Origin of the sequence: Terribacillus saccharophilus, from assembly GCF_000725365.1 — a bacterium.
GTDB classification, from domain to species: Bacteria; Bacillota; Bacilli; order Bacillales; family Amphibacillaceae; genus Terribacillus; species Terribacillus saccharophilus.
Genome location: NZ_CP008876.1, coordinates 2,760,080 through 2,774,209 on the forward strand (window position 1 = coordinate 2,760,080; position 14,130 = coordinate 2,774,209).

At 42.8% G+C, this 14,130-nt stretch carries 15 protein-coding genes and 1 riboswitch; of the genes, 8 read left to right on the forward strand and 7 right to left on the reverse strand.

Features of this window, described 5'->3' with window-relative positions; translation table 11 throughout:
• Positions 1 to 248: 248 nt before the first annotated feature.
• The 3 genes from GZ22_RS13825 to GZ22_RS13835 all read left to right on the forward strand — a co-directional run bounded on the left by GZ22_RS13825 (position 249) and on the right by GZ22_RS13835 (position 3,169).
• Positions 249 to 1,268, forward strand: coding sequence for a PTS sugar transporter subunit IIC (locus GZ22_RS13825; protein ID WP_038563646.1), 1,020 nt, complete (start codon positions 249 to 251; stop codon positions 1,266 to 1,268).
• A 100-nt stretch (positions 1,269 to 1,368) separates the two neighbouring features.
• On the forward strand, positions 1,369 to 2,316 hold the full coding sequence (locus GZ22_RS13830; protein WP_038563649.1) for a bile acid:sodium symporter family protein: 948 nt from the start codon (positions 1,369 to 1,371) through the stop codon (positions 2,314 to 2,316).
• 109 nt (positions 2,317 to 2,425) lie between these two features.
• Positions 2,426 to 3,169: a ZIP family metal transporter gene (locus GZ22_RS13835; protein ID WP_038563651.1), complete on the forward strand. Its 744-nt coding sequence runs from the start codon at positions 2,426 to 2,428 to the stop codon at positions 3,167 to 3,169.
• A gap of 195 nt (positions 3,170 to 3,364) precedes the next feature.
• On the opposite strand, the gene GZ22_RS13840 is transcribed toward GZ22_RS13835, so the two are convergent.
• From GZ22_RS13840 to GZ22_RS13860, 5 genes are all read right to left on the reverse strand, one after another.
• The gene (locus GZ22_RS13840; protein ID WP_038563654.1) at positions 3,365 to 4,693 is read right to left on the reverse strand and encodes an ABC transporter substrate-binding protein; all 1,329 of its coding nucleotides are present in this window, start codon (positions 4,691 to 4,693) and stop codon (positions 3,365 to 3,367) included.
• A 19-nt stretch (positions 4,694 to 4,712) separates the two neighbouring features.
• Positions 4,713 to 5,468, reverse strand: coding sequence for a carbohydrate ABC transporter permease (locus GZ22_RS13845; protein WP_404815042.1), 756 nt, complete (start codon positions 5,466 to 5,468; stop codon positions 4,713 to 4,715).
• Between the two features lie 53 nt (positions 5,469 to 5,521).
• A complete protein-coding gene (locus GZ22_RS13850; RefSeq protein ID WP_038563660.1) occupies positions 5,522 to 6,445 on the reverse strand; it encodes a carbohydrate ABC transporter permease in 924 nt (307 codons plus the stop codon).
• Positions 6,442 to 7,566: an ABC transporter ATP-binding protein gene (locus tag GZ22_RS13855; RefSeq protein WP_038563662.1), complete on the reverse strand. Its 1,125-nt coding sequence runs from the start codon at positions 7,564 to 7,566 to the stop codon at positions 6,442 to 6,444. The genes GZ22_RS13850 and GZ22_RS13855 overlap by 4 nt, the downstream gene beginning before the upstream one ends.
• A 184-nt stretch (positions 7,567 to 7,750) precedes the next feature.
• Positions 7,751 to 8,002 (reverse strand): GlsB/YeaQ/YmgE family stress response membrane protein, encoded by a 252-nt coding sequence (locus GZ22_RS13860; RefSeq protein ID WP_038563665.1) that lies wholly within the window; start codon positions 8,000 to 8,002, stop codon positions 7,751 to 7,753.
• 264 nt (positions 8,003 to 8,266) lie between these two features.
• Here GZ22_RS13860 and GZ22_RS13865 point away from each other — a divergent pair, with 264 nt between their 5' ends.
• Positions 8,267 to 9,079 carry a glycerophosphodiester phosphodiesterase gene (locus tag GZ22_RS13865; RefSeq protein ID WP_051748291.1) on the forward strand — a complete coding sequence of 271 codons (813 nt, stop codon included), beginning with the start codon at positions 8,267 to 8,269 and terminating at the stop codon, positions 9,077 to 9,079.
• A 36-nt stretch (positions 9,080 to 9,115) separates the two neighbouring features.
• Here the strand turns inward: GZ22_RS13865 and GZ22_RS18635 are convergent, their stop codons facing one another.
• Entirely contained in the window at positions 9,116 to 9,256 is a 141-nt protein-coding gene (locus GZ22_RS18635; protein WP_164072087.1) for a hypothetical protein, read from the reverse strand.
• Positions 9,257 to 9,452: 196 nt separating this feature from the next.
• On the opposite strand from GZ22_RS18635, the gene GZ22_RS13870 reads away from it, so the two are divergent.
• Positions 9,453 to 9,779 carry a MerR family transcriptional regulator gene (locus GZ22_RS13870; RefSeq protein WP_038563668.1) on the forward strand — a complete coding sequence of 109 codons (327 nt, stop codon included), beginning with the start codon at positions 9,453 to 9,455 and terminating at the stop codon, positions 9,777 to 9,779.
• Between the two features lie 70 nt (positions 9,780 to 9,849).
• On the opposite strand, the gene GZ22_RS13875 is transcribed toward GZ22_RS13870, so the two are convergent.
• The gene (locus GZ22_RS13875) at positions 9,850 to 11,271 is read right to left on the reverse strand and encodes a cryptochrome/photolyase family protein (protein ID WP_038563671.1); all 1,422 of its coding nucleotides are present in this window, start codon (positions 11,269 to 11,271) and stop codon (positions 9,850 to 9,852) included.
• A gap of 151 nt (positions 11,272 to 11,422) precedes the next feature.
• Positions 11,423 to 11,530: riboswitch (SAM riboswitch) on the forward strand.
• Between the two features lie 94 nt (positions 11,531 to 11,624).
• On the opposite strand from GZ22_RS13875, the gene GZ22_RS13880 reads away from it, so the two are divergent.
• From GZ22_RS13880 to GZ22_RS13890, 3 genes are read left to right on the forward strand one after another with little or no spacing between them, the layout of a single operon-like run.
• Positions 11,625 to 12,434 carry a MetQ/NlpA family ABC transporter substrate-binding protein gene (locus tag GZ22_RS13880; RefSeq protein WP_038563673.1) on the forward strand — a complete coding sequence of 270 codons (810 nt, stop codon included), beginning with the start codon at positions 11,625 to 11,627 and terminating at the stop codon, positions 12,432 to 12,434.
• 12 nt (positions 12,435 to 12,446) lie between these two features.
• Positions 12,447 to 13,460 (forward strand): methionine ABC transporter ATP-binding protein, encoded by a 1,014-nt coding sequence (locus GZ22_RS13885; protein ID WP_038563676.1) that lies wholly within the window; start codon positions 12,447 to 12,449, stop codon positions 13,458 to 13,460.
• Positions 13,457 to 14,119, forward strand: a complete 663-nt coding sequence (locus tag GZ22_RS13890) for a methionine ABC transporter permease (protein WP_038563679.1) — start codon at positions 13,457 to 13,459, stop codon at positions 14,117 to 14,119. The genes GZ22_RS13885 and GZ22_RS13890 overlap by 4 nt, the downstream gene beginning before the upstream one ends.
• The last annotated feature ends 11 nt before the right edge of the window (positions 14,120 to 14,130 follow it).

Genomic DNA, 14,130 nt, shown 5'->3' on the forward strand with positions numbered 1-14,130 from the left:
TCTAGTAAAAATAAAAGAAGAATTCGGAAGAAAATACTTATAAAAGTTAAATAACTGAAAATTTGTTAATATTACAAAAAATATATTTACTTCCTCCTAAAAATGATGGTAGTATATCTAAATACTAATATGTACTCATTTAATATGTACTGAAGTGTAAGGAGTCACGCCCTTACATAAAAAAAGAGAGAATGGAATGCTGAATAGTCAGAATTTAATAACTATTTGGTGGAGAGGGAGCGAGAAGAATGAAGGAATACTTTATCGAACGAATGTACAAAGCATCACAAGGAATGGCGAATGCAGTCCTCGTGACCCTCGGTATTGGCTTATTGATGGAGACTTTTGGTGAATTTTTAAATTGGCCGACACTAATTGCTGTAGGTACTGTTGCAAAAGCGTTGTTAGCGCCAGCCTTAGGAGCAGGAATTGCTGTTCAGCTAGGCGGTAATACGTTGGTTGTCTTCAGTGCTATGATCAGTGCGACTATCGGCGGAGCTGCAATGACTGTAGGCGATGACGGTTTACTGACATCGATGGTTTCAGGACAGCCGATCAGTGCTGTGCTTGCTGCTGTCGTTGCAACATTTGTAGGGAAGCGGGTAGCAGGGAAGACGCCGCTTGATATGATGGCTATCCCATTTGCAGCAGTACTTGTAGGGGGAATCGCTGGTGCGGGACTCGCTGCAGTTACAACGCCAATGTTAACTTGGATGAGCGGACAGATTGCCAACTCGGTTACTGGTTCACCGCTGCTTGCATCTATTGTCATTTCGCTAGTTTGGAGTATTTTGCTGATGACACCGGCGTCTTCAGCAGCATTGGCTATTGCATTGCAGCTGGATCCGGTATCCAGTGCGGCAGCTTTGATCGGTTGTACGGCGCAATTTGTCGGGTTCACATTCATGAGTATCCGTCAGAACGATTTGGGTGGTTTCCTGGCACAGTTTGTCATTACACCTAAAGTACAATTCCCTAATTTAATAAAGAATCCAGCGCTCGTCATACCGCCATTTGTAGCAGCAGTTGTTTGTGCACCGATTGCAACAGTACTTCTAGGGTTTACAACTTCCTACGAACTGGCAGGATTGGGTTTGAATTCATTCATTGCCCCGCTTAATATCTTGGCCAGCCAAGGCTGGGAAGCTTTCTTGATCTACTTAGTTACTGGCGTCATCATGCCCCTGATCATTTCACTTGGTCTTTATCATGTGATCAAATCAATCGGATGGGCGAAGGTCGGCGACTTGCGTATGGAAATACAATAATGAAAACCGCAGTCTTAAAGACTGCGGTTTTTATCATGCAGCTATGAATATTATTGATATACTGAAAGGAGATATAAAATTAGAAAGAAGGATATCCTTCATGGATCAATTGAATCGTGTACTTGCAAGATACATGCCTTTTTTGACCCCTGCGAGCGTACTAGCAGGTTTTCTCCTCGCGAATTTCCTGCATCATGGTGAGGCATTAGTACCTTGGATATTTGCATGTATGACATTTGCCGGAAGCTTATCAGCTAATTTTAACAGTCTGCTGCATGCTGTTAAAAGACCAGGACCGATGCTGCTTGCTTTTGTTGTGCTTCATTTCATCATGCCTTTAATTGCGCTTGGTCTTGGTCACTTGTTCTTTCCTGGAGATGTAAACACGATTACAGGGCTTGTGCTGCTGACAGCCATTCCGACTGGCATTACAGCCTTTGTCTGGGTTGCTATGCAGAAAGGAGATATAGGGCTTACGTTATCGACTATTCTCTTAGGGACGTTGCTTTCTCCTATGCTAGTGCCATTAATTCTGCATCTCTTGGTGGGAGGCGATGTCCAGCTGGAGATACTTCCGATGATGGAAGGCTTATTATGGATGATCGTCTTACCTTCCATAGCGGGCATGCTTGTCAATCAACTTTGCAGCAAAAGTATCACGAGCACATTGAGTAAGAACTTGGCGCCTTTCTCGAAAATAGGTCTCATTGCTGTTGTTTCCATTAATGCTTCCGTAGTGGCCCCTCACTTGAACGGGATGGATATGACAGTAATAGGGATTGTATTGCTCGTATTCTGTTTATCATTTACCGGCTATCTGTTAAGCTGGCTGCTCGGTAAATTATTTCGTTACGATAGAACCGAGATTGTCAGTGTAACTTTTATTGGTGGAATGCGGAATATCAGTGCAGGTGTGGTCCTTGCTGTGAGTTTCTTCCCAGCGCCTGTCGCTATCCCAGTTGTAATAGGAATGCTGTTTCAACAAGTTCTGGCAGCAGTGTTTTCCAGTCTGCTGAAAAAAAATGAACCACAGCAAGCAGCTGCATGAAAGAAGACCGTTTAAACGGTCTTCTTTTCTTTATATAGGAAACTTCACACATGTTTAATTTCTTTCTATTATGGCAATGGCTCTACATGAAACAGAAAGGAAGATGCATATGTGGGAAGCTATTTTATGGGGAGGCATCGCTGGATCTGCCAGTTTAATTGGTGCAGCTGTATTAATGCTTGTTCCTGTAAAGAAGCGGATTATTGGTTTTATCATGGCCTTAGGTACAGGGGCGCTGATTGGTTCTACTTCCTATGAACTATTGGAGGAAGCATATGAAATCAGCGGCGGCTTGCAGGAAGAGGCGATAGGATTTCTTGGAGGAGCAGTTATTTTTACTATATTGGATATCGTTATATCTCGCAGCGGAGGAAAAAATCGCAAAAGCAGTAGTCTGCACAAGACACATAATAAAGATGAGAAAGGATCAGGACTAGCAATATTCGCAGGAACAGTAATGGATGCGATACCGGAATCAGCCATGATCGGCTTGAGTTTGGCAAGCGGGGGAGGTGCTAGTACTGCTTTGATCGTATCCATTTTTATTAGTAACTTTCCAGAAGGTCTTTCAAGTACTTCAGGGATGCAAAGCAGCGGTTATAGTCGAAAACGAATCATCATTATGTGGATAGCCGTAATCGTAATATCTGCTTTGAGTGCACTTATTGGTGCTGTATTACTTCAGGATACTAGCGCTAGTACAAGAGCGATTCTTAATTCATTTGCAGGGGGAGCAATTATTGCTATGGTGGCATCCACTATGGCACCAGAGGCATATGAAGAGGGAGGTCCAGCTGTAGGGATTGTAACAGCAGTAGGGATGTTCATCGCCTTTTCCTTGGCGCATGTTTAAGCATAGTTAATACAGGGGATACACAAACAAAAGAATGGAGGCGTTTCAACATGAAAAACCTTATTCGAAAAGCGATTAAGTATGGACCTGTTGTCTATCCTATCGTTAAGAAAATTATCAATAAACGCAAAGCGAAGCGTTCTGGAAGAGCTTCGTATTAAAAAAACGTGAGAGCATATTGCTCTCACGTTTTCATTATCTGCTGCGACTGCCTTTTTCAAGGACAGTGTCCACTTCGGCAGCTGCTTTATCTAATGCAGCTTTTGGATCTTCACCTTGGTATAGACTCTCCATGCCAGTCACAATCTGCTGACGTGCTTCTGGGAAGATGGAAATCAAAGCACCTTGTGTTGCTGTACTAGGCACTGTATCATGCAGTTGGTCAACAGTTACTTTTAACTGCGGATATTTTTCCCATTCCTGTTTTACGATATCTTCTTCATAAGCAGCTGGGTTAATGGCAAAATAACCAGATTCAACATGCCATTTTGCCTGTACTTCTGCTGTTGACAAGTATTTCATAAAGTCCCAAGCAGCTTGCTGCTGATTCTCTTCTATATCCTTCGCCATCCAAAGGGAAGCTCCTCCGATGATGACGCCTTGTGGATCAACATCATCTGGGTGTGGCAAGTAAGCTACGCCAACCTCGAAATCGGCATTATCAACGAGTCCTTTAATACCGGCAGAGGAATCAAGCATCATTGCCATCGTGCCAGTTTGGAAGGATGCCCGCATATCATCCCAATTTTGACCGCTGTTATAAAAAGTTCCTTCCTCGTACATATCACTGATCAATTCAAATACCTTCTGACCTTTTTCATCGTTGAATGAAGCTTTTGTTGCTTCGCCTTCGCGTCCATTTTCATTATCGACGAACATACCGCCCTGTGTGGCAAGCAATTCCTCAAAGAACCAGCCATAATTCAAAATGGAAAGGCCATATTGTGACGTTTTATCTCCTTCTTTAATCGTTAGCTTTTCTGCAGCTTCTTTCAGCTCGCTGTAAGTGCGTGGCGCTTGTTCAGGATCAAGTCCAGCTTCCTCGAATGCATCCTTATTATAGGCAAGCACAGGAGTGGAGGAGTTAAATGGCATAGAATACTGCTCGCCATCCACTTGATAATAAGAGGAAATATTTTCTTCCCATTGTGATGTATCGTAGTTTTCTTCATCGATGAATTTCTGTACCGGCTGAATATTTCCACTGTCTATCATTTGCTTTGTACCTGCTTCAAAAATCTGTGTAACTGCCGGAGCATCTGCAGTACCCGCAACAGTATTCAATTTTGTTAAAGATTCCTCATATGAACCTTGGTAAACCGGTTTTACAGTATATTTATCCTGTGAACTATTGTATTCGTCGACGATTGCATTGACACTTGCTTCTAGTTCTCCGCCCATAGCATGCCAGAAGATGATTTCTGTCTTGCCATCCTCAGTTGTACCACTCGCAGAATCTGTACTAGAACAAGCGGTAAGGAACAGTACAAATAAAACAGATAAACCAGCTAATAGTCTTTTCATCATATAACCTCTTTCAATTTTATTTGATTGCACCTTGTGTGAGACCTTTTTGCAGTTTTTTCTGTCCGGCGAACAATAGCAGCAGCGTAGGCAGGATTACGATGACGACACCGGCCATGACGATACCCCAATCGGATGCGATTTCTTGTGTTTGCAGCTGCTTAAGCCCGATCTGGACGGTTCTTGCCGATTCTGTATTTGTGACCAACAGCGGCCAAAGATACATGTTCCAATTGGTCAAAAAGCTGTAAATACCTAAGGTGATTAAGCTGGACCTGCTGACAGGCAGGATGACATTCCAGAAGAAACGTAATCTGGAAATACCAGCTACCTGAGAAGCTTCATAGAGCTCCTGTGGGATTGTCTTGAAATGCTGGCGTAATAGAAAGGTTCCGAATGCCAAAGCAAAAAACGGGATTGTCAATCCGAGATAGCTGTTTGTCCAACCTAGACTTTGTATTGTCATGAAATTCGGTACCATCGTCGCTTCCCAAGGTATCATCATGGTTGAAATAAACAGGAAGAAGACGAAGTCCCTACCTTTGAACTTCATGAAAACAAAGGCAAAGGCAGCTAAACTGCTGACTAGCAGCTGTCCAATCATTACGATGGCAGATGTGACGAAACTATTGAGCAAATAGGTTAGCAGCGGCACTTTTTGAAATACCTCTAAGTAATTATTCAATGATAGACTGCTAGGAAGAAGCTGTCCGCTCATAACTTCTCCGCCATTCATGAAAGAGATGCTGAAAGCATAGAAAATTGGAAACATCATGATGATCGCGCAGATCACCAGAACGCTATAAAGGCTGATCCGCTTTGCAAGAATCACTGGTAATGCACCTTCCTTTCGCCAAGCTTAAACTGCAAGGCTGTCAGCAGCAGGACACAGAAGAATAGTATGACTGCCTGTGCACTCGCCGACCCGACATCATTATTGATGAAGGCATCCTTATAGATGGAATAGACGATTACATTCGTTGATTCTACCGGTCCGCCCTTGGTAAGGATGTCAATTTGCCCGAATGTCTGAAAAGCGTTGATGAACGATACTGTCACGATAAAGAATAATGTAGGGGACAGCATTGGCAGTGTAATTCGACGAAGCTGATAAAGATAACTTACGCCTGCTACTTTTGCATTTTCGTATAGGTGGGTATCGATATTCTGTAATCCGCCAAGTATGATCAGATAAGCGAAGCCTGCATTCATCCACACTGTGGATAAAGATACTGCAAGCAGAGCATAATCTGGATCTTGCAGCCATTGGATGGCCGGAAAGCCTAACCACTCGGCAATTCTGCTGAATACGCCGATTGAAGGATTATACATAAACATCCAAATGACACTGGATGCCGCAACGCTCATCCCCATTGTTGAGGAAAACAACGTACGAAATATACCAATTCCCTTAATTTTTTCATTTGTAAGCAATGCCAGAAAGAGAGCAAGCAGGATACCTGCAGGTACTGTGTATAGCACAAAAAGAATGGTAGCTTTAACGCTGCTCTGAAAGCTGTCTGAGCTTAGGATATACTGGTAGTTTTCTAATCCGACGAATTCGAATGGACCCATTTGGTCAGCTAGAAAGAAACTCAAGTATATGGTTCGGAACATTGGGTAAAAAACAAACATGCCGAACAGGATGATAGAAGGAAGCAAATAGAGCCAGCCCTCCAAGAAAGCGAATAAGTTCCGCTTTGGGAGGCTTTTTTGAGATGGAACAGGCTGCAGGTCCCGGGCGTCGTTCATCTGAGTACCTCTCTGGCTGTCTGGTTTGGCTGTCCGTCATTGGCTGCCCATAGAATCCTTCCGTTCTCTTTAGAAAAGAGGTGGATAGCATCTGAGTCGAAACGGATTGGTATCCGGTCTCCGACAGAGAATTGCCATTGACCGTTCCATCGGGCAATCCATTGCTCTTTAGCATTATCAAGGATAAAGGTGATGAGCGTCTCTGTACCAAGTACCTCAGTATTAACGACCTCTACTACAGCATCTGCTTGCTCCGGAGCGGAAAACAGGATATGCTCTGGCCTGATACCGACCTGAACATTCTTGCTTGCTGCCTTCACATTGCCCTTCATTGGGTTAGGCACAGTGCAGTGGGGTGATAGAACGATACCGCTTGGTGAAACGTCTGCTTCCATCACATTCATGGCAGGTGATCCGATAAATGATGCTACAAATGTGTTGGCTGGATGATTGTAGATATCAAGCGGTTTGCCAATTTGCATGGCTTGGCCTTCATGAAGGATCATCATTCGGTCAGCCATCGTCATCGCTTCGGTCTGATCGTGTGTGACATAAATCATTGTAATTCCCAGCTTCCGCTGTATCTGCCTGATTTCCGAGCGCATCCGGGTTCGCAGTTTCGCATCAAGATTCGATAATGGTTCATCCATCAGGCAAAGAGGGGCCTGTGTCACAATCGCTCTTGCGAGGGCAACACGCTGTCTTTGGCCACCTGATAATTCACGTGGTTTTCGTTTTAAGTAATCAGCCAAGCCGAGCATGTCGGCTGCTTCCTGGCAGCGGCGTCTTTGTTCCTCGCGTGAAATTTTCTTTGTATGTAAGCCGAAGGTGATATTTTGTTCCACATTCAAGTGCGGATATAGTGCATAATTTTGAAATACCATAGATAAATCCCGTTTATTCGGTGGTGCATCATTCATTCTCTTGCCATTCACAAACAATTCTCCGTCAGTTATCGGCTCCAGACCAGCGATCATGCGGAGGATTGTGCTTTTCCCGCAGCCTGAGGGCCCGACAAGGACGAAGAACTCGCCTTGCTGCAGTTGCAGATCAACTTGCTCAATTACATTTTTTTTGCCATCGTATGATTTTTTCAAACCAGTCAAGCTTACATGTGTCATAATCTGCTCCTTTCTGCGAATTCATCTATACTATAGCGAGTTAAAATTGAGTTAACGTGAAGTGTAGGTGAAAAAGCGTTTACAGAGCAAAGGAGAATGGTTGTTTATTTTACAAAGCTCATACAATCTCGAAACAAAAAAAGGACTTGCAGGCAATATTGCCTGCAAGCCCTTTTGTGTGCTATTACTTTCTACGCATTTTACGTAAGATAAGGCTTAATACAAAGACGAAGATAATGGCACCGATTAAAGCTGGAATGATTGCCATACCCGCGATATCTGGACCGAAATCTCCAAAGATAAGTCCGCCGAGCCATGCCCCGACAATACCTGCAATGATATTACCAATGATGCCGCCTGGGACGTCACGTCCAAGAATCAAGCCTGCTAGCCAGCCGATAATACCACCGACAATTAGATATAAGATGAAACTCATAATAACTACCTCCAAACAAGTGATGTGATTTAATGTGTTGTAAAAATAGCATTCCCGAACTTACAAGATTGCAAACATCCCGCTCTGTTCCATGTTTACATGTTCTTAAGATAAGCTGCATCATTCTACACAACAGCTCAACATCTGCTTAATAAAAGGTCGCTATATTGAAAGTACAAGAAGATGAAAAAGATCACCATCCAATTCTTGTACTTTTCATAGTACAAAGATTACAATCCAGATAACTACAGGGAGATGATCCGAATGATGAATCAGATTAATCCATCGTACGAGTCCGTCACTACAAGGTCGCTTGATAGTCAATCCGTTCAAAATTGTATCCTGCCTGTCATCGCTCATCGCGGTGCTTCCGGATTTGCACCTGAAAATACAATCGCAGCTTTTGATTTGGCTGTAGAGATGCAAGCAGATTTCATCGAGATGGATGTGCAAATGACAAAGGATGGACAGCTTGTCGTCATACATGACACGTCGATCAATCGTACAGCTGTCGATGCACCCGAAGAAGCTGCTTATGTGAAGGATCTCGCGTTTACCGCCTTGCAGTCTTATGATGTAGGCGCTGGATATGATTCTGTGTATGAAGGTCAGCGTATCCCGTTGTTAGAGGATGTAATTAAAAGATATAAAGGGAAAACAAAGTTTCTTATCGAATTAAAGTCACCAGAACTTTACGATGGAATAGAGGAAGCTGTAGCTGAGCTGCTGGAAAAATATGAACTAGCTAATGTAATTTACGAGGAAGTAATTCTGCAATCCTTCAATTTCGGATCAATTGCGTATTTGTCCCAGCTATTGCCGCATGTTCCGCTTGGTGTACTGACGTCAAGAAGTGCAGACCTCACAAATCGTAAACTTGATAAAATAGCTACTTATGCAGACTATGTAAATACGCATTTTACGAATGTCACACAGGATGATACGCTAGTTGGCAGAATTCATTCCCGTGGAATGCGGATTATGCCTTGGACAATTCGAGCACCTGGGGAAGTACAGCCCTTAATTCGAGCTGGTGTTGACGGAATCATCACGGATTATCCAAATTATGTGAAATAAAAAAAGGAGACCTTTTTACAGGTCTCCTTTTTCGTGTCATCTATTCTGAACGAGTCGAAGCAATTCGAATGCTCTGTCTCCTGCAAGTGCTGCAAGATCTTCCCAACACTCATCGCGCTTCAGGTCGAGTTCTACAATCTGTTTGGCTAAATCAAGGGCTTCCTGATCAAGTGCCACGTGATTGACGCTCCTTTCTGCGTTCCCTTTTTGCTGTTACGATCAGTATACATATAGCCGAAAAAAATTGCATCAAACATGTTAACGATGCTGACGAACTATTTTGTTGTTTGTAAGGTTTCCTCACACAACACTAGGATGAATGGATAAATACGGTATAATGTGTAGTAACAGCACATGGTGATGAGGTGAACAGATGAGTAACGAGCCTTCTTACAAGAACAGGAAAGTTATCACAATAGGCATTGTGAGCGAACTGACTGGTCTGACTGAACGAAAAATTCGTTATTACGAGGAACGCAAGCTCATTTTTCCTGAACGTTCAGCGAAGGGAAATCGCAAGTACTCTTTTTCGGATGTAGAGCAATTGATTGAGATCGCTAACAAAAGGGAAGAGGGTGTGCAAACCTTCGAAATTCGTCAGCAGATGCTGAGAGACAAGAGGAAAGAAGCGGAACGAGAGAGTCGCCAGCAAATGCTGCGAGGGCAAATCAACGCCCGCTTTGGTATACAGAGAGAGTAAGGTGTGTGTACGTATGTGTTGGGAGGCCTTGTACACAGGAAAGCCGGATGGTTTATCATCCGGCTTTTTATTATTGCTTGAATAATTCCAACGCCCGTTCTCGCTGTGTTTTGTGCTCGACGATAGGCTTTGGATAGTCTTTGCCAATGACACAATTATATTGCTGCTGCTGTTCTGTGGTCATCTTTTCCGGCGTGTGGATGAAATTACTCGGTACATCTTTTAATTCCGGTAGATATTTTTTAATAAAGTCACCATCTGGGTCGAATCGTTCGGATTGCCTTACTGGGTTGAAAATTCGAAAATAAGGTACTGCGTCAGTGCCTGTCGAGGATGCCCATTGCCAACCACCGATATTCGATGCCTCATCATAATCAATAAGCATTTCTGAGAAGTATTTCTCTCCCTCACGCCAGTCAATTAACAGATCTTTCGTTAAAAAGGATGCGGTAATCATCCGAAGCCGATTGTGCATCCAACCAATCTTTCTAACCTGTTTCATGGCTGCATCAACAATTGGAAATCCAGTTTCACCGTTTTTCCATTTTTCCAGAATCGCTTTATCTTGATTCCATTCTAAATCTCGATATTTAGGGAGAAAGGCTTTATCCTTCGTCTCGGGATAGAAATGATAGATCATGTGATAGAAATCCCGCCAAGCCAACTCCTGGATGAATGTCTCATAGCCAGCTGTACCTTTATGGCTATGCAACTTTTCCAGACTCATTTGATAAAGTGTCCTGCATGATAAGGCGCCGGTACGTAGATAAGGAGAAAGCATACTTGTACCTTTTGCAGAAGGAATATCTCTTTTTTTATCATATTCTTTCATCCTTCTATCAACGAAATTTTCAGCGCGTCTTAAGCCTTGTTTTTCACCGGCATAGCGCCATTTATCCGTCATCTTATCTAGAAGTTCTTCATAAGCAGCTTGCCCTTTTTTAAAATCGTCTCGCCGGTCGATTACATATTGCATCAATTTATCCTCATCGACTTTTTGAATCTGAGGTTTTTCAGCTTGTTGCCACTGCTTGAAATAAGCAGAAAATACTTTGTATGGGCTATTGTCTTGTTTCAGGATATCCGAAGCATGATGAATATGGTGATCCAGGAATGTGCAGACATCAATATCTTTCTTTTTTAAATAGCGAATTACTTGATCATCACGTTCTTGGCCAAAACCAACTTCGTCATAATTGAAGTAGACTCGCTTCAAATCGTTACATGTATCAATCAGTTGATTCCAAGCAGATTCTGTCTTTCCAGCAATAAAATGCACGGGAAATTCTTTTTGTACGCATGTGTCTACAAATTGTTTCAATGTATGATAATAGTAATCATAGCGGGGGGAGAAACTATCATTCAAATCCGGATTAACATGGAAAAGAAGTAGAATCCTGTCGTCCTCTGTAGCTTGATCAATCGCTTGTTTTAAAGCGGTATGATCATGCAACCGCAAATCTTTGCGGAACCATACTGCAAATGTAGCCAAATGCCTACCTACTTTCCGTTTTTCTCTTCGCTACCCTGCCAGGGTGAAGAGCAAACCAGATTGATTTTTCTATAAATTTTAAAATTATATTGACAATAACTAGATTGGAAGGTAAAGTAACAAACAGATCAACAACAAAAGTATAATGAAATTCTTATCAAGAGCGGCGGAGGAACAGGTCCTATGAAGCCCGGCAACCAGATCGATGATCTAGGTGCTAATTCCTGCAGACGGCGAAAGCTGTACTGAGAGATAAGAGAATTAGTGCATACGTATACCATGCGCCTCTCTTAATCTAGAGAGGCGCTTTTTTATTGTAGTTGATGACAGCGAAGAAAAAAGGGGAGAGCAACATGAAAAAAATCTTAAGCTTTGGACTTATCGGATTATTAGCATTATTCTTAGCGGCTTGCGGCAATGATAAATCTGCTGCACTAGCAAATGACAAAATATTAGTCGGCGTCAGCGGTGGACCACATGAGCAAGTAATGGAAAAAGTGAAAGAACTAGCAGCTGATGAAGGTATTGATGTAGAAATTAAAACATTCAATGATTACAATACACCAAACAGTGCGTTAGATGATGGAAGCCTGGATGCGAACAGCTATCAGACACTTCCTTTCCTAGAAGATCAAGTAAAGAATCAAGGTTATGAACTAAAAGAAGTATTTAAGACACTTACGTTCCCAATGGGTATCTATACTGATAAGATTTCGGATATTTCCGAATTGAAGGAAGGCGACAAGATCGCTGTACCGAATGATCCTGCCAACGAATATCGTGCGTTGAAATTGTTTGAGACAGCAGGAGTATTGAAAGTGGATCCAGAAGCAGAGAACTCTGCAACGGCTAAAGATGTTGTAGAAAATCCACTGAACCTGGAAATCGTTGAATTGGATGCTTCTCAGCTGCCAGCTCAGCTTCCGGAAGTAGCAGCAGCAGCAATCAACACGAACTTTGCAATGGGCGCTGACTTGAATATCAATGATGATGCTATCTTTGCAGAGGAATCAGAAAACAACCCATGGTCCAACTACTTTGTTGTAAGATCAGCGAACACGGACGATGAAGTGGTGAAGAAAATTCAAGAAATCTACCAATCTGATGAAGTTAAACAGTTTGTGGAAGATGAATTCCAAGGATCTGTCGTTCCAAGCTGGTAAGGGGGAAGCAGTATGATTGAACTGAAAAATGTATCGAAGACCTTTACCACTGGTAAAAAGAAAGTGGAGGCGTTGAAAGACGTCTCCTTGAAAATCAATAAAGGTGAAATCTATGGCGTAATCGGATTCAGCGGAGCAGGGAAAAGTACCCTGATCCGCTGTGCCAATTTACTGGAGCGTCCCACAGAAGGCGAAGTATTCATCGACGGCGTAGATCTTACTAAGCTTAAGAAATGGCAGCTTCGTAAAGCAAGAGGTAAAATCGGAATGATATTCCAACATTTTAATCTGCTGACAACAGCTACAGTATACGAGAATGTCGCTAGACCACTGAAGCTGAGTAAAGTGCCGAAGCATGAAATCAAGGAACGTGTTGATAAGTATCTGAAGATTGTAGGTCTGGAAGAAAAGAAAAATGTCTATCCAGCCCAATTATCAGGAGGTCAGAAGCAGCGGGTAGCTATCGCAAGAGCACTTGCCCAAGAACCGGAAGTGCTGTTAAGTGATGAAGCAACAAGTGCATTGGATCCGAATACGACGTCATCCATTCTTGAACTGCTGCTCCGAGTGAATAAGGAGCTTGGCATCACTATCTTTTTAATCACACATGAACTGGATGTCATACAGCGTATATGTGATCGTGTTGGTGTTATGCATCATGGTGAGCTGGTGGAAGAAGGATCTGTTATTGATGTCTTCACCAAACCGCAGCATCCGCAGACACGGAAATTTGTCTTTGATGACGCGAATTTCCAAGTTCCAGACAGTGTGAAAAAAGGACTTTCTGCTACAGGGCGTCTCGTTTCACTGACGTTTATTGGAGAAGCTTCGAATGAGCCATTTCTTGCAGCGATCACGAAGAAATTTGAAGTTGTTCCAAGTATACTGGCAGGCGGAATCGATCAGCTGAAAGCTAGCTCCGTTGGTAAATTGCTTATCCATTTGCAAGGGGATCCGGCAGAAGTGGAAAAGGCAATTTCGTACTTGGAGTCGCAGCATGTAACGGTTGAGGAGGTGGCGTCATGATAGAGTTCTGGACAGAATGGGGCACTGACATCACCGAGGCGTTTTGGCAGACGCTGCTGATGACGGATATTTCATTGGCTATTTCAATCGTTATCGGGCTGCCGTTAGGCATTTTGCTGGTCATGACAAGAAAAGGCGGCCAAGCAGAGAACCGAATATTTTATTCCATCGTGAATACGATTATTAACGTTATCCGATCTATTCCTTTCATCATCCTCTTGTTCTTGCTTTTGCCTCTGACAAGAGCCTTGGTCGGAACTACAATAGGTGTTGAAGGAGTTATCCTTCCGCTCGTTGTCTATACAGCGCCTTATATTGCACGTTTAATGGAATCAGCATTACTTGAAGTAAATAAAGGAGTCATCGAGGCTTATGAATCGATGGGAATTTCCACAACTAAAATCATTTGGAGCGTCATTATAAGAGAGGCCAGATCAACAATGATTCTTGGTCTGACGATTGCAACCATTGGTTTAATTGGGGCTACAGCAATGGCAGGACTTGTCGGTGCTGGTGGTCTTGGAGATTTGGCATATCAGTATGGGCACTTGCGTTTCGAGCCTGTTGTTATGTATGTCGTTATCATCATCCTAATTATACTTGTACAAGCAATGCAGACATTTGGAAATGTGTTGGCACGACGCTTGCGAAAAGATTAAAAAAAGCACGC